Genomic DNA, 19,656 nt, shown 5'->3' with positions numbered 1-19,656 from the left:
GAGCCTTAAATGACCGACTATAAAGCCACGCTAAACCTTCCGGACACCGCCTTCCCAATGAAGGCCGGCCTGCCTCAGCGCGAACCACAGATTCTGCAGCGTTGGGACAGCATTGGCCTGTACGGAAAGTTGCGCGAGATTGGCAAGGATCGTCCGAAGTTCGTCCTGCACGACGGCCCTCCGTACGCCAACGGCACCATTCACATCGGTCACGCGCTGAACAAGATTCTCAAGGACATGATCATCCGCTCCAAGACCCTGTCGGGTTTTGACGCGCCGTATGTCCCGGGCTGGGATTGCCACGGCCTGCCGATCGAGCACAAGGTGGAAGTGACCCATGGCAAGAACCTGGGCGCGGACAAGACCCGCGAGCTGTGCCGTGCCTACGCCACCGAGCAGATCGAAGGGCAGAAGTCCGAATTCATCCGCCTCGGCGTGCTGGGCGACTTCGCCAACCCGTACAAGACCATGAGTTTCAAGAACGAAGCCGGCGAAATCCGTGCCCTGGCGAAAATCGTCGAGGGCGGCTTCGTGTTCAAGGGCCTCAAGCCGGTGAACTGGTGCTTCGATTGCGGTTCGGCCCTGGCCGAGGCCGAAGTCGAATACGAAAACAAGAAGTCGTCGACCATCGACGTGGCGTTCCCGATCGCCGACGAAGACAAGCTCGCCAGTGCTTTCGGCCTGGGCAAGCTGAGCAAGCCGGCCGCCATCGTGATCTGGACCACCACCCCGTGGACCATTCCGGCCAACCAGGCGCTGAACGTCCATCCGGAGTTCAACTATGCCTTGGTTGACGTGGGCGACAAGCTGCTGGTGCTGGCCGAGGAACTGGTCGAATCCTGCCTGACCCGCTATGGCCTGGAAGGCTCGGTGCTGGCCACCGCGCCGGGTTCGGCCCTGGAACTGATCAATTTCCGTCACCCGTTCTACGACCGCCTGTCGCCGGTGTACCTGGCCGACTACGTAGAGCTGGGCGCGGGCACGGGTGTGGTTCACTCCGCCCCGGCCTATGGTGTGGACGACTTCGTGACCTGCAAGAAGTACGGCATGGTCAACGACGACATCCTCAACCCGGTTCAAAGCAATGGCGTATACGTGCCGTCGCTGGAGTTCTTCGGTGGTCAGTTCATCTGGAAAGCCAACCCGGCCATCGTCGACAAGCTGACCGAAGTCGGCGCGCTGCTGCACACCACTGTCATCGAACACAGCTACATGCACTGCTGGCGCCACAAGACTCCGTTGATCTACCGCGCCACCGCGCAGTGGTTCATCGGCATGGACAAGCAGCCCACCAGCGGCGACACCCTGCGCCAGCGCTCGCTCAAGGCCATCGAAGACACCAGGTTCGTTCCGGCCTGGGGCCAGGCGCGCCTGCACTCGATGATCGCCAACCGTCCGGACTGGTGCATCTCCCGCCAGCGCAACTGGGGCGTGCCGATCCCGTTCTTCCTGAACAAGGAAAGCGGCGAGCTGCACCCGCGCACCGTCGAGCTGATGGAGGAAGTGGCCAAGCGCGTCGAAGCCGAGGGCATCGAGGCCTGGTTCAAGCTGGACGCCGCCGAGCTGTTGGGCGATGAAGCGCCGCTGTACGACAAGATCAGTGACACCCTGGACGTCTGGTTCGACTCCGGCACCACCCATTGGCACGTGCTGCGTGGCTCGCACCCGATGGGCCACGAGGCCGGCCCGCGTGCCGACCTGTACCTGGAAGGTTCGGACCAGCATCGCGGTTGGTTCCATTCGTCCTTGCTGACCGGTTGCGCCATCGACAACCACGCGCCGTACCGCGAACTGCTGACCCATGGTTTCACCGTGGACGAGGCCGGCCGCAAGATGTCCAAGTCCTTGGGCAACGTGATTGCGCCGCAGAAAGTCAACGACACCCTGGGTGCCGACATCATGCGCCTGTGGGTCGCGTCCACCGACTATTCGGGCGAGATGGCGGTTTCCGAGCAGATCCTGCAGCGCAGTGCCGACGCCTACCGGCGTATCCGCAATACCGCGCGCTTCCTGCTTTCGAACCTGACCGGTTTCAACCCGGCCACCGACCTGCTGCCGGCCGAGGACATGCTCGCCCTGGACCGCTGGGCCGTGGATCGTACCCTGCTGCTGCAACGCGAGTTGCAGGAGCACTACGGCGAATACCGCTTCTGGAACGTCTACTCCAAGATCCACAACTTCTGCGTGCAGGAGCTGGGCGGTTTCTACCTCGACATCATCAAGGATCGCCAGTACACCACCGGTGCCAACAGCAAGGCGCGCCGCTCGTGCCAGACCGCGCTGTTCCATATCAGCGAGGCGCTGGTGCGCTGGATCGCGCCGATCCTGGCGTTCACCGCTGATGAGCTGTGGGAATACCTGCCGGGCGAGCGCAACGAGTCGGTGATGCTCAATACCTGGTACGAAGGCCTGACCGAGCTGCCACAAGGTTTCGAGCTGGACCGTGCCTATTGGGACCGGATCATGGCGATCAAGGCCGCGGTCAACAAGGAGATGGAAATCCAGCGTGCGGCCAAGGCCGTTGGTGGTAGCTTGCAGGCTGAAGTGACCCTCTATGCCGAAGAGGCCCTGGGCACCGACCTGGCCAAGTTGGGTAACGAGCTGCGCTTCGTATTGATCACCTCCACCGCCAGTGTCGCCCCGTTGGTGCAGGCACCGGCCGACGCGGTGGTCACTGAAGTGGCCGGCCTGAAACTCAAGGTGGTCAAGTCCAGCTTCGTCAAGTGCGCCCGTTGCTGGCACTGCCGCGAAGACGTCGGCGTGAACCCGGAGCATCCGGAGATCTGCGGTCGTTGCGTCGATAACATCAGCGGCAGCGGTGAGGTTCGCCACTATGCCTAATACAGCGGGCCGTTTTGGACGGCTGGGCTGGCTCTGGTTGAGCGTGCTGGTACTGGTCATCGACCAGGCCAGCAAGTTCTACTTCGAAAGCTCGCTGACCCTGTACCAGCAGATCGTGGTCATTCCCGACTACTTCAGCTGGACGCTGGCCTATAACACTGGCGCGGCCTTCAGCTTCCTGGCCGACAGTTCGGGCTGGCAGCGCTGGCTCTTTGCTCTGATCGCGGTTGCGGTCAGCGGCGTGCTGGTGGTCTGGCTCAAGCGGCTGGGTCGCAACGAAACCTGGCTGGCCGTGGCGCTTGCCCTGGTGCTGGGTGGCGCGCTGGGCAATCTCTACGACCGCATAGCCTTGGGCCACGTGATCGATTTCGTCCTGGTGCATTGGCAGAACCGCTGGTATTTCCCGGCGTTCAACTTTGCCGACAGCGCCATCACCGTGGGCGCTGTGATGCTCGCGCTGGACATGTTCAAGAGCAAGAAAACCGGAGAAGCCGTCCATGACTGAGCAGCGTATCGCTCAAAACACTGAAGTGAAACTTCACTTCGCCCTGCACCTGGAAAACGGCGACACCGTCGACAGCACCTTCGACAAGGCCCCGGCCGTGTTCAAGGTCGGTGACGGCAACCTGCTGCCCGGCTTCGAAGCGGCGATTTTCGGTTTCAAGGCCGGTGACAAGCGCACCGTAGTCGTTGCGCCGGAAAACGCCTTTGGTCAGCCCAACCCGCAAAACGTGCAGACCATGCCACGCTCCCAGTTCCAGGACATGGAGCTGTCCGAAGGCCTGCTGGTGATCTTCAACGACGCCGCCAACACCGAACTGCCGGGCGTGGTGAAGGCATTTGACGACGCCCAGGTGACCGTGGACTTCAACCACCCGCTGGCGGGCAAGACCTTGAACTTCGAAGTGGAAATCCTCGACGTCAAGGCGGTTTAAGCGTTAACGGGCAGTTATTGCTCTCCACCATTCCTGTGGGAGCGAGCCTGCTCGCGATAGCTGAGTCCCAGCCACCGTCAACGTGACTGATCCACCGCATCGCGAGCAGGCTCGCTCCCACAGACACGAGGCACAGCATGCAAATCAAACTCGCCAACCCCCGTGGCTTCTGCGCCGGTGTGGACCGGGCGATCGAAATCGTCAACCGCGCCCTGGAAGTCTTCGGGCCGCCCATCTATGTGCGCCATGAAGTGGTCCACAACAAATTCGTCGTCGAAGACCTGCGCAGTCGCGGGGCCATTTTCGTCGAGGAGCTGGACCAGGTGCCGGATGACGTCATCGTGATCTTCAGTGCCCATGGGGTTTCCCAGGCTGTGCGGACCGAAGCCGCTGGCCGTGGCCTGAAGGTGTTCGACGCGACCTGCCCGCTGGTGACCAAGGTGCATATCGAAGTGGCCCGCTACAGCCGCGACGGTCGTGAATGCATCCTGATTGGCCACGAAGGGCACCCGGAAGTCGAAGGCACCATGGGGCAGTACGACGCCAGCAATGGTGGCGCGATCTACCTGGTCGAGGATGAGGAAGACGTGGCGGCCTTGCAGGTGCGTAATCCGGAAAAACTGGCCTTCGTCACCCAGACCACCTTGTCGATGGATGACACCAGCCGCGTGATCGACGCCCTGCGTACGCGCTTCCCGGCGATTGGCGGGCCGCGCAAGGATGATATCTGCTACGCCACCCAGAACCGTCAGGATGCGGTCAAGCAATTGGCCGACGAGTGCGATGTCGTGCTGGTGGTCGGTAGCCCGAACAGTTCCAACTCCAACCGCCTGCGTGAGCTGGCCGAGCGCATGGGGACGCCGGCGTACCTGATCGACGGTGCCGAGGACATGCAACGCAGCTGGTTCGAGGGCGTCGAGCACATCGGTATCACCGCCGGTGCTTCAGCGCCGGAGGTGTTGGTGCGTGGCGTGATCCAGCAGTTGCAGGCGTGGGGCGCCACCGGGGCCGACGAACTGGCCGGCCGCGAGGAAAACATCACCTTTTCCATGCCCAAGGAACTACGGGTCCGCTCCCTCCTTTAACTCGCATAGCGCCTGCTCGGCCTCTTTGCTGCGCAGGCTGACGCGTCCGGTACGCGACAGCACCACCTGGTGGTGGCTGACCGGCTGGTGCTTCGCGCATATGTGTAGAGTTCCCGCTTGAAAAGCGCCACTGGGCAGCAGCGCCTGCCCATGACCGGCGAACCTCACCGAATGCTTCACTGCCCAGTTGCCGATGATGCGAGCACCGCTGCTGTGCTGCATCAGCAACGCCTGGTCATCACCGTCCTGGATGATTTGCCACCCTCGGCTCCAATCGTTGTCTATCCCTGTGAGCGCCACCGTTTGGTTGCGTGTGATGGCTTCGCTTCGTGCGGTCCGCAAGCCGCTGGCCAGCAAGCGGGCGGCCTCCTTGCGCTCGATGGACTCGATGAGCGCTTTGTAGCCGGATCCAGCCCATGGCAGAACAATCGCGGCAATTGCCAGTCCCATGAGCAGTTCGATCAGGCTGAAGCCCTGTTGGTGCATGACGTCTCCTCCCTGGAGAGCGTGGAACGGCGTTATAGAGCAATCAATTGTGGAACAGGGCTTGTTGTGGCAATGGTTTGTTCTAGCGTGTAGAGGCAGGTATAGCCGACGTCGGCGGAGGGCATCGATGGATCTTCGTACAAAAGGTTTCACGCTGATCGAGGTGCTGGTCGCCCTCGGCGTGTTGCTGGTCCTCATCACGATGGCGGTGCCTGCGTTCACCGGGTCGATGCAGCGCACCAAGGCCGATACCGAGATCGGCGATCTGCGTCGGGCGCTGAATTTTGCCCGCATGACCGCGATCGATCGTGGCGCCACGATACGCATTCGCCCTACGGTGCTGGGCAGCGCCTGGAGCGGCGAATTGACGGTATATGACAGCACGGGCACGCCGGCCAATGTATTGCGGGTTGTTCCAGCGATGAGCAGCGGTGCGACTCTGACGCTAACCTCAGAGGTGACCAGCATTGATTTCAACAACCTCGGAGGGTTGTCGGCATCGACCACGCCGGTGACCTTCAATTATGTGCGAGGGGCGCAGAGCAGGTCGCTGAGTGTTTGCCTTAACGGACGAATCGTATTGGGTGGAAGTTGCGGATGACGGATTGCAGTAAAAGGACACAGGAGGGCATGACGCTGATCGAGGTGCTGGTGGCGATGCTGATCCTCGGCGTGGGCTTGCTGGGGGCGGCAATGATCCAGCTCAATGCGCTCAAGTACACCGACAGTTCACGCATGACCAGCCAGGCCAGTTTCATCGCCTATGACCTACTGGACCGCATTCGCGCCAATTCCGGTGCGGACTACACCGTCACGCCACCCAGCTCGCCGAACCTCAACGTGGCGAGGGACCAGGACCTTTACGATTTCAAAACCAACATCATCGCCTTCGGCGGTGCCACCGCCACCGGCACTGTTGCACTGAATCAGCGGGTCTACACCATCACCATTGCCTGGGACGATGCGCGAGCCGCCAATACGAGCAATGCGGCCGAGGCGCGACGCAGCTTCGTGCTGACCAGCCGCGTTGCCGTCGACCCGGTGGCGACGCCATGAACAGACGCTGTCGGGGCTTCGGTCTGATTGAATTGGTGATCGCGCTGGTGCTCAGCCTGGTGGTGGTGCTGGGTGTGGTGCGGATCTTCATCGCCGCGAAGAACACCTATATCAGTCAAGACGCCGCCGCGGTGATGCAGGAAGACGCTCGCTTCGCGCTGAGCAAGATGCTTCAGGAGCTTCGCATGGTGGGCATGTTCGGCTGCCTGGGAAGCATCACCGATGCGTCCCAGGCAGGGGATTTCAATGCCAGCCAGGTCACGCCCATTCGCTGGGACAACGCCAACCTGAGGCTGACCCTGGTGACCGCAGATGTAGGCAGCAGTGGCGGTGTGCCGGCCTGGACCGTGGTCTCCGATTGCCGCACCTCGGCCACTGCCTATACCGGTGTGCGGGCGCCAGCGGCGGGGCAGATGGCATTCCCGATAAGACGGTTGATCTACGGCTTCAGCAATAATCAGTTGTTGATGGGCTCCGGGCCCGGTAACCCGACCATGGCGGTGCTGGTGGATAACGTGCGGGCCTTCACCGTGACGTTCGGCGTGGCCAGCAGTGCCACGGACATTGCGGCGTCCAGCTACAGCAGCAACCCGACCGACCCGGCACTGATCCGTAGCGTACGCCTGACACTGACGCTCTTCGACCCCAGGAACGCGGTGCGCGATCAGACCTACAACGTGGTTGCCGCTCTGCGCAACCGGTTGTTGTGAGGGGCGACCATGAAGCCGATGCCCACTCGACACAACCAGCGTGGCATGGCCTTGCTGGTGAGTCTCGTCTTTCTGCTGCTCCTGACGCTCATCGGCCTGTCGTCGATGCAGAGCGCCACCCTCCAGGAAAAGATGACCAGTAGCACCATGCTGCGTAACCAGTCGTTCCAGTTGGCCGAGGCGGCGTTGAGGATGGGCGAAAGCGCCGTGCAGGTGGAGACCTATTCATTGCCGGTTTGTACCACCGCGATCCAATGTGCGCCGCCGGCCGAGTCGGCGACCCTGACGGCGGCGGGGCGCAATTCCACCTCCGGGGTCAACTGGATTGCCGTTCCTGGCGGGTTCTATGGGGTGCAGAACATTGGCACCACGCTCACGGCGGTCAACGTGCCCAGCAATACATCGGCGACCCTGTACCGGATCACGGCGGTGGCGGTGGTGGGGAATAACCAGCGCAGTGTTGTGGAGAGCATCTATGCGAAATATTGAGGCTCTTCGTGGCTGGAGGCAGGTGCTGTGGGGCGTACTGCTCAGCCTTTATCTGACAGCTCCGGTCCATGCCTTCACGCCATCGGACTCGCCATTGCTGAGTGCAGCTGCGGTAACGCCGAACGTGATGCTGTTGATCGATGACTCGGGGAGTATGAATAACATCATCTGGGCGGCGGGGTTTGATCCGACGGCAGCGCAAACGCGCACATATGCATGCAGCGCCAGCAACAATTGCAACGACAGGTATGAGTTGGACCTGGACGACTCGAATATCCTGTTGTTGAGCCTGTTGCGTGGTGGCTGTTCGTCTGGCTGGTACGGTTTCTATCGCTCCAGCATTGGCCGGGTCTGTCTTCGACTTCCAGATCCCGTGGGCGGCGGTAATACCCGTTATACCGCCAGGTACCTGGCCTATCTCGTAACCTTGGCCAACGGTTCGAGCCGGGACTTCACCACAGGCACGATCCCCAATGATTACCGAATCAATGTGGCCCGGGATGTCTCCAACGATCTGGTCGCCAGCAACCGCGCCTTGCGCATTGGCCTGGCCACCTTCAACCCGCCCAACAGCAGCAACTCCGGCCCGGGTGGGTACATTGCCCGGGCCATCAGCGACCTCTCGCCCGTCAGCGGCAGTGTCACCCAGACCCAGGCCAACTCCAACTACACAGCGCTGATCAATGCCATCAATGGCTTGGGCGCCGTTGCGAACACGCCACTGGCCGAAAGTTACTATGAAGTCACCCGCTACTTCAGGGGCATGGCACCGTATTACAACGGCACTCCCAGCACCTACACCAGCCCGATCCAGTATCGGTGCCAAAAGAACTTCGGTGTGGTGATCACCGATGGCCTGCCCACTTTCGACCGGACATTTCCCACTAACGACCCGCAGGCAACCTCGACGGGCGGTCCACGCTTGCCGAACTGGGATGGCATCGGCACCAACGATGGCGACAACCTCAGTGGCGATGCCGAGGGAGACACGCTTTACCTGGACGACATCGCCAAATTCGCCTTCGACATCGACATGCGTTCCACCGGCACCGATGCTACTGGCAAGAGTTGGAACTCGACGGACTTTCCCCGACAGTACCTCAACACCTACACCGTCGGTTTCGCTGTCAACAACCAGATGCTGTCCGATGCTGCCCGTTACGGTGCTGGCCGGTATTATCCGGCGACGGACAGCGAAGGCCTGAACTCGGCCCTGTCATCGGCCCTGAGCGACATCACATCCAAGGCCGGGTCGGGGGGCGGCGGCACCGCCAACAGCGCCACGCTCTCCAGCACATCCAGTTTCTACCAGACCACCTACGACCCCAAGGACTGGCACGGCACCATCCGCGCGTTCGGCTTCAACTCGACAGGCACAGTCAACACGGCGGCGGTGCAGTGGACCACCAACACCACCATCGTACCCGGCGCCACGGCGCCGATTTATCAGTCATGGAACACCGCGACCAACGTGCCGGTAACGTTGGCCTACGCCAACTTTTCGCCCGCCCAGCAAGCCAGTCTCAGCCAGAACCTGCCTACGGGGATCACCGGCAACGATCTGGTGGAGTGGAGCAAGGGCACCAACAAAACCGGCCTGAAGGTGCGCAGCCTATTGCTGGGGGACATCATCAACTCACCCCTGGTGCTGGCCTCGCCCAATGACCAGACTGCCTCGGACCTGGTGAACGACACCAGTTACAGCACGTACCTGACGACCAAGGCCGCAAGCATGAACAGCAGCCTGGTGGTGAACGCCAACGACGGTTTCTTCAATGTCATCAACAGCGCCAATGGCACGCGCCGCTACGCCTACATGCCGTCGAGCGTACTGCCTTCGCTGCAGTCCATTGCCGACGTCAACTACATCAACGGTGTCAGCCACAAGTTTCTGGTGGACGGGCAGATCGGGGTGTTCGATACGCAATCGGGCAGCGCCTGGAAGACCGTTGCCGTGGGGGGAACAGGGGCCGGGGGCAAATCATTCTTTGCCGTTCAGCTATACGACGCAACGGCAGGGAATACGATCCGGGCGTTGTGGGAAATCAGCGCGCCGGCCATTGCCAATGCCACGAACGCCTTCAATGACCTGGGTTATGCCTACGCGCGGCCCGAGGTTGCCCGTCTGGCGGACGGTCGCTGGGCTGCGTTCATTTCCAATGGCTATGGCAGCAACTCCGGCGTGGCGGCGTTGTACGTGGTGGATATCCGCGACGGATCGTTGATCAAGAAAATCGTCATCAACAGCAGCGAGACCGATAATGGCTTGTCCTCGGTCAAGCTTCGGGTCAACTCCCAGAACGTGGTCCAGGCAGCCTATGGTGGCGACTTGAAGGGACGGATGTGGAAGTTCGACCTCAGCGCCACCTCCCCGAATACCTGGGGCGTGGCATTTGCCGGCCAACCCTTGTTCACCGCGCCGGGCGGTGCGACCCAGCCGATCACCGTGCAGCCTTTGTTGGCGGACAATCCCCAGGGCGGGGTCCAGGTTTTCTTCGGCACCGGCAAATTCAATGAAACAGCCGACAAGCTCAACAAGGACTTGCAAGCGTTCTATTCGATCTGGGATGCCGTCGGTGGCGCCGGGGCGATCACGGTGTCGAGCCTGCAGGCTCAGTCGATCACCGGCGTGTTTTCAGGCAGCACGGGGCAGTTCGTGACCACCAGCCAGACCGACGTGACTTACCCCGCGAAGAAAGGCTGGTATTTGCCCCTGGTGTACAACAATGCATTGACCGGGGAACGGGTCATCAACCCGGCCAACCTGGTGCTCGGACGGGTGGTCTTCACCACCGCAGCGGTGGACACCACCGATCCCTGTGCCAGCTTCGGTACTGGCAAACTGATCGAAGTGGATGCTTTCAACGGTAAGATGCTCAACTATGCGGTGCTCGATACCAACGGGGACGGCGCACTCAGCAGCCTCGACACGATCTCCGCCGGGGTGGTTTTCACCGGTGGTATCCCGACCCTGAGTGCAGTCGTCAGTGCCAACGGTGCCACCAACATGGTCGTGAACGATTCCGGAGGCGGTATTACCGACCTGCTGGGGAAAGCCGTAGGCGGCAGCCGTCGCATCATGTGGCGGCAAATACAGTAAGAGGTAGGTATGCGCAAATCCAACCGGGGTTTCACCTTGATTGAAATCATGATCGTGATTGCCATCATTGGTATCGTGATCACCGTCGGCTACCCGAGCCTGACCGAGTACATGAAAAAAGGCCGCCGTACCGAAATAGCCAGTCTGCTATCGGAGCAGGCCCAGATTCTCGAGCGCTACTACTCGAAGAACAACGTGTACAGCAATGCCACCGGGCTGAGCAGTGGCAATGATTTCTACACCATTACACAGACGCTGGCGGACCAGAGCTTTACCTTGACTGCCGTACGCAAAAGCGGTTCGTCCATGGCGACGGACAAGTGCGGCGATTTCACGATCAACAACACTGGCGCGCGAAGCATGCTCAACGCCGCTGCCGGTTTGACCGCCAAGGATTGCTGGGGTCGCTGAGTTTTTCATTCGGGCGCCGTTTTGCGCCCCTGTCTTATGAGTCGAATCAGAACATGACCAGGCAACAGCAAGTGGTGATTGTCGGCGGCGGAGTCATCGGCCTGCTGACGGCGTTCAATCTGGCCTCGGAAGGCCAACGCGTGGTTCTGCTGGACCGTTCCAGTGTCGGCCAGGAGTCGTCCTGGGCGGGTGGCGGTATCGTGTCGCCGCTGTACCCCTGGCGCTATAGCCCGGCTGTCACGGCACTGGCGCATTGGTCGCAGGATTTTTATCCACAGCTGGGGCAACGTCTGCTCGCGGCCACCGGGGTCGACCCGCAAGTGCATGTTACCGGCCTCTATTGGCTGGACCTGGACGATCAGGACGAAGCGCTGGCCTGGGCCAGCCGGGAAGGGCGTCCGTTGAAGGCTGTGGATATCTCTGCTGTCCATGATGCGGTGCCGGTGCTGGGGGCGGGTTTTTCCCGAGCGATTTACATGGCCGACGTTGCCAACGTGCGCAACCCCCGGTTGGTGAAGTCCCTCAAGGCTGCCTTGCTGGCGCTGTCCAATGTCACGCTTCATGAGCACTGTGAGGTCGGCGGGTTCATCCGCGACGGTGGGCGGGTTGTCGGGGTGGAGAGTTCGGCCGGGCCGATTCGTGGCGATCAGGTGGTACTGGCCGCAGGCGCCTGGAGCGGCGAGTTGCTCAAGACGTTAGGGCTGAAGTTGCCGGTCGAGCCGGTCAAGGGGCAGATGATCCTGTACAAGTGCGCGTCGGATTTCCTGTCGAGTATGGTCCTGGCCAAGGGCCGCTATGCGATTCCGCGTCGCGACGGACATATCCTGGTGGGCAGCACCCTGGAGCGCGAAGGTTTTGACAAGACGCCGACCGATACCGCGCTGGAAAGTCTGAAGGCTTCTGCGCAGCAATTGATCCCGGCCCTGGCCGATGCTGAGGTGGTTGGGCATTGGGCGGGGCTGCGACCCGGTTCGCCGGAGGGTATCCCTTATATCGGTGAAGTGCCGGGGGTTGCGGGGCTGTGGCTCAACTGCGGGCATTACCGCAATGGGTTGGTGCTGGCGCCGGCGTCGTGTCGTTTGTTTGCTGATTTGATGTTGGGGCGTGAACCGGTGATCAATCCTGCGCCGTATGCGCTTGCCGGGCGGTTGTAGGCTCTGATCTGGGTGTCCTCTGGGCTGTTTTTCTGGGGGGCAGTTCACTAATGAAATGGTCCTCTCAGACCTCCCCCAGTGGGAGCAAAGCTTGCTCGTGATGGCGATGTCCGGGATTTGTTGACCGGTATATATCCGTTGCTTCGGTAACGGCTACTGATGGTTTCGCCCTGACGGCGACTTACTTTCTTTCAAACGCCAAAGAAAGTAAGCAAAGAACGCTCGCCCCAGCGTACGGCCTCCCGAAGGGGCGGAAGATCAAAAGCCGCGGCGCGGCTTATAGCTCGACACGGCTTTCAAAGGTATACACAGAGCCATTGTGGGAGCGAGCTTGCTCGCGATGATGGTCTGACAGCCACCACCGATTGGTACGAATGGTCAGACAGGATTTCAGTTCAAGAAGATTTTTTCCGACGAACTCCGGCGGTTGCCGGGTGGGAAGAGCTATCGCTAACCTTCCTCGGTCGCTGCCAATTCAGCGTCCGGGCGTCGCGGCCCGCTTATACCTTGGTAATCCATTTTCCTTTTTGGAGTGCCGCAATGTGTGACAAACCTCCATCATCTCCAGAAACCAATAACGCTTCTCTCCACCCCGGCCTGGACTCCAGGCTCGATGAAGCCGCCAAGCGCGCCCTCGACTTTTACTTAACCCCTAAGCCTGAAGCCAAGAAGAAGCCAGCCTCAAACCAATTGTTCACCGTCGTGGAGGGTATAGACGCCGAATGTCTCCTCGCCAACCTGAGCGAAACCCTGGCATCCGCCAACGCAACGCTCTGCGACCTGGCTTTCGAGCTTGATGGTTCACGCCGCATGTTGCCCTGGGTGTGCAGCAGTTGATCGAGTTGAGCGAGTTGCTGGCCAATCGGGTGTTGGATGAACGGGTGCCGGTGACGGCGGATTAGATACCGGTCAACGGAGTTGGCGGGTCAGATAGGATATGTGGCGAGGGGATTTATTCCCGCTGGGCTGCGAAGCGGCCCCGAATCCTTACACCTCGGTGTGTCAGGAGATTGTATTGACTGTCTTGGGGCTGCTTTCGCAGCCCAGCGGGGATAAATCCCCTCGCCACAGGGGGTGTGTGAGCCCAGCCATTGGTCATGCTGACTCTGACTTTCCTCAATCCAACCCCAGCTTCTTCAACCGATACCGCATCGACCGAAACGACAGTTTCAACCGCTGCGCCGCCGCTGTGCGGTTCCAGCGGGTTTCTTCCAGGGCCTGGAGGATGAGCTTGCGCTCAACGTCTTCCAGGTAGTCTTCCAGGTTGTCGACCCGTGTCAGGTCGGGGCTGGCGGCTTCGGTGGGGCTGGTGCCTTCGGACAGGCGCAGGTCGCCGGCTTCGATCTGTTGGTGTTCGCAGAGGGTATAGGCGCGTTCGAGCATGTTTTCCAGCTCTCGCACATTGCCGGGGAAACGATAGTCCTTAAGGGCTGCCACGGCATTGGGGTGAAGCTTGGCGGGGGGATTGCCGGTGTTGGCGGCCAGGCGCTGGAGCATGTGGTTGGCCAATGGTTCAATGTCTTCGCGGCGTTCGCGCAGGGGCGGGACACGCAGTTCGATAACGTTCAGGCGGTAATAAAGGTCCTGGCGGAAGCGTCCGGCGGCGACTTCGGCGCTCAGGTCCTTGTGAGTGGCGCAGAGGATTCGTACATCCACCACTTCCTCCTGCTGGCCGCCAACGGCGCGTACGGCCTTTTCCTGGATCGCTCGCAACAGTTTGACTTGCATCGCCAGGGGCAGGTCGGCCACTTCGTCAAGGAACAGCGTCCCGCCGTGAGCGGCCTGGAACAGGCCGGGCTTGTCCTCGATGGCGCCGCTGAAACTGCCCTTTCGGTGGCCGAAAAACTCGCTTTCCATCAGTTCCGTCGGAATCGCCCCACAGTTGACCGGCACGAATCCCTGGTTGGAACGAGGGCCCTGTTCATGGATCAGCCGCGCCACCAGTTCCTTGCCGCAGCCTGATTCCCCGCTGATATACACCGGTGCCTGGCTACGGGCGAGTTTCTCGATCTGTTTGCGCACATTGCGCATCGGTGGGGAGTCGCCCAGCAGGCAACGCTCGATGGTGGTGGTCGGGACGGCGACCGACGGTAAGCGCAGGGCGCTGCTGACCAGCTCCCGCAGTCGTCCCAGGTCGACCGGCTTGGTCAGGAAATCAAAAGCCCCGGCCTTCAGGGCATCGATAGCGGTTTCCAGGCTGCCGTAGGCGGTAATCATCGCCACGGGCAGTTGGGGAAAACGTTGCTGGATGTGTTGCACCAGCTCCAGGCCGGTGCCGTCGGGCAGGCGCATGTCGGTCAGGCACAGATCGAACGCTTCGTCGGCCAGCAGGGCCTGGGCTTCGGCAAGGTTCTTGGCGCTGCGGGTGTCGAGTTTCATCCGTCCCAGGGTGATGTCCAGGAGTTCGCGGATGTCCGGCTCGTCGTCGACGATCAGGATTCGTTGCCGTGAGCGTGTATTCAAATCTGTTTCCGTCCGTGAGCAAAGGTGATGCGAAAGCAGCCGCCGCCTTGGCGTGGTTTAAAGTCTAGGCGGGCCTGGTTGCTTTCGCACAGCTCTCGGGACAGATAGAGACCAAGGCCGGTGCCCTGGCTGCTGGTGGTGAAGAAAGGCTCGAACAGGTGTGCCTGCTGGTCCGGTGTCACGCCGGGGCCGTTGTCGATGATGTCCAGCGTGGGCAGATGACTATGGGGATCGATGAAGAGCTTCAGCCAGGCCTCGGCTTGCTCATGGACCTGCGCACTGTGGCGCCAGGCGTTGCGCAGCAGATTGTCCAACACCTGGGTCAACTGATCGGGGTCCATGAGCGTGGCGTAGTCGCCCGGGTCGATGCTCAGGTGCAACTGCTGGTGCCCGGTCGCGTTTTCGCGGGCCTGCTGGACGAAATGGCCGAGCCAGGCTCGCAGGTCGAGGCGCTGGGGAGTGGTTTGCTGGCGGCGGGACAGCTGCAGGACATTTTCAATGACGCGGTTCATTCGTTGGGAGTGATCTTGAATAATCTGCGTCAGACGCCGATCCGCGTCGTTCAGTTCCTCGGATTCGCGCAGCAATTGCGCCGCGTGGCTGATCGCCCCCAAGGGGTTGCGAATTTCGTGGGCAATACCGGCGGTCAGGCGCCCGAGGGAGGCGAGTTTCAATTGCTGGGCTTGCTGGGCCACTTGGGCCAGGTCTTCGAGGAACACCAGGATCTGGTGCTGTTCGTTGTGACCCAGGGCGATGAAGCTCGGTTGCAGGGTCAGACCCGTACCGGTGATGGTCAGGCTCGGCGGGCGCAGGCTGGGATTGTTCAGCCACAGTTTCAGACACTCGACCAGATCGTTGGAGTAGTCGTCGATCGGCTGGCCGACCAGGTCATGCATGCCCAGCAGATTCAACGCGCTTTCGTTGGCCAACTGCACCCGTCGCTGGCGGTCGAGGACCAGGATCCCGGTGCGCATGCGCTGCAGGATCAACGCGTTCAGCGCTTCGAGTCCGACCACCTCGCTGGCGCGCTGTTCGGCCAGTGTTTCGCTGGCCTCCAGGCGCCGGGTCAGGCCCTGCACCAACAGGGCGGCGGCAAAGCACAAGGCCCCAAGGGTGCCGGCCTGCAAATAGCTGCTGGGACGGTTCGAGTCGCTGAGACCCAGGAAAAAGGTCGAGCTGACGATGCCGAGGGTAGCGACGGCCGCGATCAACAGGCCGATTCGGTCCCGCAGCAGGGTGTTGCCGATGGCCACCGAGACAATGAGCAGGTTACCAATGGCGCTAGGGGCACCGCCCGCGGCGAAGAACAGCCACGACAGCAGTAATACGTCGGTCAGTGCCAGGCCGAACCGCCGTGCTGGGCGGCGGGTATTTTCCAGAAACACCACCAGCAGGATGTTGAGTACCAGATACAACCAGCTACCGCTTCGTAACAGGTCGTCGTTGGCGTACTCCAGCAGACGGTTGTCCATGTTGCTGGAGATCAACAGTACGAGGGTGATGCCGATGCTCAGGCGGTACAGGTGATACAGGCGCAGCAGGCGCTGCGTCTGCTTGACGCGAGGGCTCGAAGCCTCAGCGATCACGAGGGCCCGGGCCTTGCTCGAGGTGAGCCTGGCTGCAATACCACTGTTGCTCAAGTGCCAGCGCCCGGTCACGGGGCAGGTGTACGCCGCAATGGGCGCAACGAACCATGGGCGGTGCGTCTTGCTCCCGGGGGGCGTTCGGTGCGGAGGAGGCGGCCTTTAATTTGCGCCAGAACCATATCGCGGCGGCAATCAAGGCGATCCAGAACAGTAAACGAAGCATGATGGGCGGCTTTTCGGCTGATGATGCGGCAGTTTAGCCAAGGACCGGAACGGCGCACAGCGCAATAAAAGGCAGGCATAAAAAAGGGAGACCGGCGGGTCTCCCTTTTGATGCATGCCTTGGCTTCAGTCGAACAGGCCAAAGGTCATGTAGCTGAACCAGGAACGGTCGCCGGATTCCTTCTCGGGGGCTTCCTCCTCGATCACATCGCCATTCTCGTCCTTGGGCTTGAGTTCGTTCGGGATGGCTTCCTTGGCGTCCTGGAACTGGCGCTGCACGTCCTGGTTGGCGCGGGTTTCGCCCGGCGGCAGAGGTGGACGGGATTCGATCAGGCCCAGGGTTGCCTTGCTCAGCCACGACCGGTTGTCGGCTTCGTCGACCCGTGGGGTGAACTGGCCATCGACCAGGGATGGGTGATCGGGGTAGTTCAGCTTGAGGGTTTCCAGGCTGGAGGCCGCCAGGTCGTCCAGGTGCAGGCGCTGGTAGGCTTCGGTCATTACCGCCAGGCCGTCGCCGACCGATGGGGTTTCCTGGAAGTTTTCCACCACGTAGCGGCCACGGTTGGCGGCAGCGACATAGGCCTGACGGGTCAGGTAGTAGTCGGCCACGTGGATTTCGTAGGAGGCCAGCAGGTTGCGCAGGTAGATCATGCGCTGCTTGGCGTCCGGCGAGTAGCGGCTGTTGGGGAAGCGGCTGGTCAGCTGGGCGAACTCGTTGTAGGAGTCGCGCGCGGCGCCCGGGTCACGCTTGGTCATGTCCAGCGGCAGGAAGCGCGCCAGCAGGCCGACGTCCTGGTCGAAGGAGGTCAGGCCCTTGAGGTAGTAAGCGTAATCGACGTTCGGGTGCTGCGGGTGCAGACGAATGAAACGCTCGGCGGCGGATTTCGCAGCTTCCGGCTCGGCGTTCTTGTAATTGGCGTAAATCAGCTCCAGCTGGGCCTGATCGGCGTAGCGACCGAACGGATACCGCGACTCCAGGGCCTTGAGCTTGGCGGTGGCGCTGGTGTAACTGTTGTTGTCCAGGTCGTTCTGCGCCTGTTGGTACAGTTCGACTTCGCTCAGGTTTTCGTCTACGACTTCCTTCGACGAGCAAGCAGCAGTCAATGCGAGGATGGCGATCAGCAGCAGGTGTTTCACTTGCATGGCGGCTTGCGTCCCTATGACGGCCGCTGTCTTGGGCGGGGCCGTCCTGTTATGATGAGCGCCCCGTTGAAAAGCCTCGGGGCAAAAGACGCCGTATTTAACCACAAGCGCGCAGCCGAAACCAAAGGCTGTGCCGACGCCCAGTCCGAGCATGTCCGATAAAATAGAACTTCGCGCAGAGGTGCCGTCCGAATTGGGCGGCCAACGCCTCGATCAAGTCGCCGCCCAACTCTTTGCCGAGCATTCGCGCTCGCGCCTTTCCGCCTGGATCAAGGACGGCCGCCTGACAGTGGATGGGGCGGTCGTGCGCCCGCGCGACATCGTCCATGGCGGCGCCGTCCTCGAGCTGACCGCCGAGCAGGAGGCCCAGGGTGAATGGGTCGCCCAGGACATTGCCCTGGACATCGTCTATGAAGACGACGACATCCTGGTCATCAACAAGCCGGCGGGCCTGGTGGTGCACCCGGCGGCGGGCCATGCCGATGGCACCCTGCTCAACGCCTTGCTGCATCACGTACCGGACATCATCAATGTCCCGCGTGCCGGCATCGTTCATCGCCTGGACAAGGACACCACCGGTCTCATGGTGGTGGCCAAGACCATCCAGGCGCAGACACAACTGGTCGCGCAGCTGCAAAGTCGCAGCGTCAGCCGTATCTATGAATGCATCGTGATCGGCGTGGTCACCGCGGGTGGCAAGATCAATGCCCCCATCGGTCGTCATGGCCAGCAACGCCAGCGCATGGCGGTGATGGAAGGCGGCAAGCCGGCGGTCAGCCATTACCGCGTGCTGGAACGCTTCCGCTCCCACACCCATGTGCGGGTCAAGTTGGAAACCGGTCGTACCCACCAGATCCGCGTACACATGGCCCACATCAATTTCCCGCTGGTGGGCGACCCGGCCTATGGCGGTCGTTTCCGCATCCCGCCGGCGGCCAGCGTGACCATGGTCGAATCCCTGAAGAACTTCCCGCGTCAGGCGCTGCATGCACGCTTCCTGGAGCTGGATCATCCGACCACCGGCAAGCGCATGAGCTGGGAGTCGCCGCTGCCGGATGACTTCGTCTGGCTGCTGACTCTGCTCAAGCAGGATCGCGAGGCATTCGTCGGATGAGTGACTGGCTGATACCCGACTGGCCTGCGCCGACCCGGGTAAAGGCCTGCGTCACTACTCGCGGGGGCGGCGTCAGTCTGGCGCCGTTCGACAGCCTCAACCTGGGCAATCATGTGGATGACGATCCGCAAGCCGTCGCCGAGAACCGTCGCCGTCTCACCGACCGATTCGCCATTCACCCGGCCTGGTTGCAGCAGGTTCATGGAATCAATGTGGTCGAGGCTGACCCGGCGCAGGTGCTCATCGCTGACGCCAGTTGGACCGCTACGCCGGGTATCGCCTGCACAGCGATGACTGCGGACTGCCTGCCCGTGCTGTTCTGTAACCGTGCCGGCACCCGCGTCGCGGCGGCCCATGCTGGCTGGCGTGGGCTGGCGAACGGCGTACTGGAAGCCACGCTCGATAGCCTTGAAGTTCCTACAGGTGAAGTGCTGGCCTGGCTCGGGCCGGCCATTGGTCCGCAAGCGTTCGAGGTCGGTCCCGAGGTGCGTGAAGCTTTTATTGCGTCACTGCCCGAGGCGGCAGAAGCTTTCGTACCCAGCCACAACGCCGGCAAGTTCCTGGCCGACATTTATACCCTGGCACGCTTGCGCCTGGCGGCACGTGGTGTCACGGCGGTCTACGGCGGCGGGCTGTGCACCGTGAGCGACCCGCGTTTCTTTTCCTACCGCCGCAACCCGCGCACCGGTCGCTTCGCCTCCCTGGTCTGGATCGAATAAGAGAAGGATGTCTGGCTGAATCAAGCTGTGGGAGCGAGCCTGCTCGCGATGACGGTGTGTCAGCTAACCTTTAATCGATCTGATACACCGCAATCGGGAGCAGGCTCGCTCCCACAGGGCTTCATCCTTACTGATCTGGGTC

At 61.5% G+C, this 19,656-nt stretch carries 18 protein-coding genes and 1 pseudogene; 14 read left to right on the top strand and 5 right to left on the bottom strand.

The features are described 5' to 3' along the window. The first annotated feature begins 9 nt into the window (after positions 1-9). The 4 genes from ileS (at position 10) to ispH (ending at position 4,861) form a co-directional block, all read left to right on the top strand. Entirely contained in the window at positions 10-2,841 is a 2,832-nt protein-coding gene (gene ileS / locus EGM97_RS20715; RefSeq protein ID WP_238963926.1) for an isoleucine--tRNA ligase, read from the top strand. Next, positions 2,834-3,346 carry a signal peptidase II gene (gene lspA / locus EGM97_RS20710; protein WP_238963928.1) on the top strand — a complete coding sequence of 171 codons (513 nt, stop codon included), beginning with the start codon at positions 2,834-2,836 and terminating at the stop codon, positions 3,344-3,346. Before ileS ends, lspA begins: the two co-directional genes overlap by 8 nt. Next, positions 3,339-3,776: an FKBP-type peptidyl-prolyl cis-trans isomerase gene (gene fkpB, locus EGM97_RS20705; RefSeq protein WP_053153609.1), complete on the top strand. Its 438-nt coding sequence runs from the start codon at positions 3,339-3,341 to the stop codon at positions 3,774-3,776. Before lspA ends, fkpB begins: the two co-directional genes overlap by 8 nt. A 137-nt stretch (positions 3,777-3,913) precedes the next feature. Further along, positions 3,914-4,861: a 4-hydroxy-3-methylbut-2-enyl diphosphate reductase gene (ispH, locus tag EGM97_RS20700; protein ID WP_053153606.1), complete on the top strand. Its 948-nt coding sequence runs from the start codon at positions 3,914-3,916 to the stop codon at positions 4,859-4,861. Here ispH and EGM97_RS20695 read toward each other — a convergent pair. Next, entirely contained in the window at positions 4,838-5,347 is a 510-nt protein-coding gene (locus tag EGM97_RS20695) for a GspH/FimT family pseudopilin (RefSeq protein ID WP_238963935.1), read from the bottom strand. The two genes, ispH and EGM97_RS20695, sit on opposite strands and share 24 nt — an antisense overlap. A 127-nt stretch (positions 5,348-5,474) precedes the next feature. Here EGM97_RS20695 and EGM97_RS20690 point away from each other — a divergent pair, with 127 nt between their 5' ends. From EGM97_RS20690 to EGM97_RS20655, 8 genes and pseudogenes are all read left to right on the top strand, one after another. Then, entirely contained in the window at positions 5,475-5,948 is a 474-nt protein-coding gene (locus tag EGM97_RS20690; RefSeq protein WP_238963937.1) for a GspH/FimT family pseudopilin, read from the top strand. After that, positions 5,945-6,403, top strand: coding sequence for a type IV pilus modification protein PilV (gene pilV, locus EGM97_RS20685; RefSeq protein WP_238963939.1), 459 nt, complete (start codon positions 5,945-5,947; stop codon positions 6,401-6,403). Before EGM97_RS20690 ends, pilV begins: the two co-directional genes overlap by 4 nt. Continuing rightward, positions 6,400-7,113 (top strand): PilW family protein, encoded by a 714-nt coding sequence (locus EGM97_RS20680; protein WP_238963942.1) that lies wholly within the window; start codon positions 6,400-6,402, stop codon positions 7,111-7,113. The genes pilV and EGM97_RS20680 overlap by 4 nt, the downstream gene beginning before the upstream one ends. Positions 7,114-7,131: 18 nt before the next feature. After that, positions 7,132-7,602, top strand: coding sequence for a pilus assembly PilX family protein (locus EGM97_RS20675; protein ID WP_238964059.1), 471 nt, complete (start codon positions 7,132-7,134; stop codon positions 7,600-7,602). Continuing rightward, positions 7,589-10,702, top strand: coding sequence for a pilus assembly protein (locus EGM97_RS20670; RefSeq protein ID WP_238963944.1), 3,114 nt, complete (start codon positions 7,589-7,591; stop codon positions 10,700-10,702). Before EGM97_RS20675 ends, EGM97_RS20670 begins: the two co-directional genes overlap by 14 nt. A 9-nt stretch (positions 10,703-10,711) precedes the next feature. Then, entirely contained in the window at positions 10,712-11,113 is a 402-nt protein-coding gene (locus EGM97_RS20665; RefSeq protein ID WP_238963951.1) for a type IV pilin protein, read from the top strand. A 53-nt stretch (positions 11,114-11,166) separates the two neighbouring features. After that, on the top strand, positions 11,167-12,267 hold the full coding sequence (thiO, locus tag EGM97_RS20660; protein ID WP_238963953.1) for a glycine oxidase ThiO: 1,101 nt from the start codon (positions 11,167-11,169) through the stop codon (positions 12,265-12,267). 540 nt (positions 12,268-12,807) lie between these two features. Then, positions 12,808-13,169 (top strand): annotated as a pseudogene (locus EGM97_RS20655) (DUF6124 family protein). 214 nt (positions 13,170-13,383) lie between these two features. On the opposite strand, the gene EGM97_RS20650 reads toward EGM97_RS20655, so the two are convergent. The 4 genes from EGM97_RS20650 to EGM97_RS20635 all read right to left on the bottom strand — a co-directional run bounded on the left by EGM97_RS20650 (position 13,384) and on the right by EGM97_RS20635 (position 17,681). After that, positions 13,384-14,730 carry a sigma-54-dependent transcriptional regulator gene (locus EGM97_RS20650; RefSeq protein ID WP_238963955.1) on the bottom strand — a complete coding sequence of 449 codons (1,347 nt, stop codon included), beginning with the start codon at positions 14,728-14,730 and terminating at the stop codon, positions 13,384-13,386. Further along, the gene (locus EGM97_RS20645; protein ID WP_238963956.1) at positions 14,727-16,316 is read right to left on the bottom strand and encodes a two-component system sensor histidine kinase NtrB; all 1,590 of its coding nucleotides are present in this window, start codon (positions 16,314-16,316) and stop codon (positions 14,727-14,729) included. The genes EGM97_RS20650 and EGM97_RS20645 overlap by 4 nt, the downstream gene beginning before the upstream one ends. Continuing rightward, complete coding sequence (locus tag EGM97_RS20640; protein WP_232778057.1) at positions 16,306-16,539, bottom strand: PP0621 family protein; 234 nt, start codon at positions 16,537-16,539, stop codon at positions 16,306-16,308. Before EGM97_RS20640 ends, EGM97_RS20645 begins: the two co-directional genes overlap by 11 nt. A gap of 125 nt (positions 16,540-16,664) precedes the next feature. Beyond that, a complete protein-coding gene (locus tag EGM97_RS20635) occupies positions 16,665-17,681 on the bottom strand; it encodes an outer membrane protein assembly factor BamD (RefSeq protein ID WP_238963958.1) in 1,017 nt (338 codons plus the stop codon). 151 nt (positions 17,682-17,832) lie between these two features. Between EGM97_RS20635 and rluD the strand changes: the two genes are divergently transcribed. Both rluD and pgeF read left to right on the top strand, forming a co-directional pair. Then, positions 17,833-18,795 (top strand): 23S rRNA pseudouridine(1911/1915/1917) synthase RluD, encoded by a 963-nt coding sequence (gene rluD, locus EGM97_RS20630; protein ID WP_053153575.1) that lies wholly within the window; start codon positions 17,833-17,835, stop codon positions 18,793-18,795. Continuing rightward, positions 18,792-19,514 carry a peptidoglycan editing factor PgeF gene (pgeF, locus tag EGM97_RS20625; RefSeq protein WP_238963960.1) on the top strand — a complete coding sequence of 241 codons (723 nt, stop codon included), beginning with the start codon at positions 18,792-18,794 and terminating at the stop codon, positions 19,512-19,514. The genes rluD and pgeF overlap by 4 nt, the downstream gene beginning before the upstream one ends. Positions 19,515-19,656: the final 142 nt, after the last annotated feature.

This window comes from Pseudomonas sp. AF32, from assembly GCF_022342325.2.
Taxonomy (GTDB): Bacteria; Pseudomonadota; Gammaproteobacteria; order Pseudomonadales; family Pseudomonadaceae; genus Aquipseudomonas; species Aquipseudomonas uvaldensis.
Note: the sequence above shows the minus strand (reverse complement) of the source record. Positions and strands in the feature narration are given on the sequence as shown.

Coding starts and splice junctions, on each gene's coding strand:
- ispH (WP_053153606.1), top strand. CDS start 3,914: ATGCAAATCAAACTCGCCAACCCCCGTGGCTTCTGCGCCGGTGTGGAC.
- fkpB (WP_053153609.1), top strand. CDS start 3,339: ATGACTGAGCAGCGTATCGCTCAAAACACTGAAGTGAAACTTCACTTC.
- rluD (WP_053153575.1), top strand. CDS start 17,833: ATGTCCGATAAAATAGAACTTCGCGCAGAGGTGCCGTCCGAATTGGGC.
- lspA (WP_238963928.1), top strand. CDS start 2,834: ATGCCTAATACAGCGGGCCGTTTTGGACGGCTGGGCTGGCTCTGGTTG.
- pgeF (WP_238963960.1), top strand. CDS start 18,792: ATGAGTGACTGGCTGATACCCGACTGGCCTGCGCCGACCCGGGTAAAG.
- EGM97_RS20640 (WP_232778057.1), bottom strand. CDS start 16,539: ATGCTTCGTTTACTGTTCTGGATCGCCTTGATTGCCGCCGCGATATGG.
- EGM97_RS20665 (WP_238963951.1), top strand. CDS start 10,712: ATGCGCAAATCCAACCGGGGTTTCACCTTGATTGAAATCATGATCGTG.
- EGM97_RS20675 (WP_238964059.1), top strand. CDS start 7,132: ATGCCCACTCGACACAACCAGCGTGGCATGGCCTTGCTGGTGAGTCTC.
- EGM97_RS20680 (WP_238963942.1), top strand. CDS start 6,400: ATGAACAGACGCTGTCGGGGCTTCGGTCTGATTGAATTGGTGATCGCG.
- EGM97_RS20690 (WP_238963937.1), top strand. CDS start 5,475: ATGGATCTTCGTACAAAAGGTTTCACGCTGATCGAGGTGCTGGTCGCC.
- ileS (WP_238963926.1), top strand. CDS start 10: ATGACCGACTATAAAGCCACGCTAAACCTTCCGGACACCGCCTTCCCA.
- thiO (WP_238963953.1), top strand. CDS start 11,167: ATGACCAGGCAACAGCAAGTGGTGATTGTCGGCGGCGGAGTCATCGGC.
- pilV (WP_238963939.1), top strand. CDS start 5,945: ATGACGGATTGCAGTAAAAGGACACAGGAGGGCATGACGCTGATCGAG.
- EGM97_RS20695 (WP_238963935.1), bottom strand. CDS start 5,347: ATGCACCAACAGGGCTTCAGCCTGATCGAACTGCTCATGGGACTGGCA.
- EGM97_RS20670 (WP_238963944.1), top strand. CDS start 7,589: ATGCGAAATATTGAGGCTCTTCGTGGCTGGAGGCAGGTGCTGTGGGGC.
- EGM97_RS20635 (WP_238963958.1), bottom strand. CDS start 17,681: ATGCAAGTGAAACACCTGCTGCTGATCGCCATCCTCGCATTGACTGCT.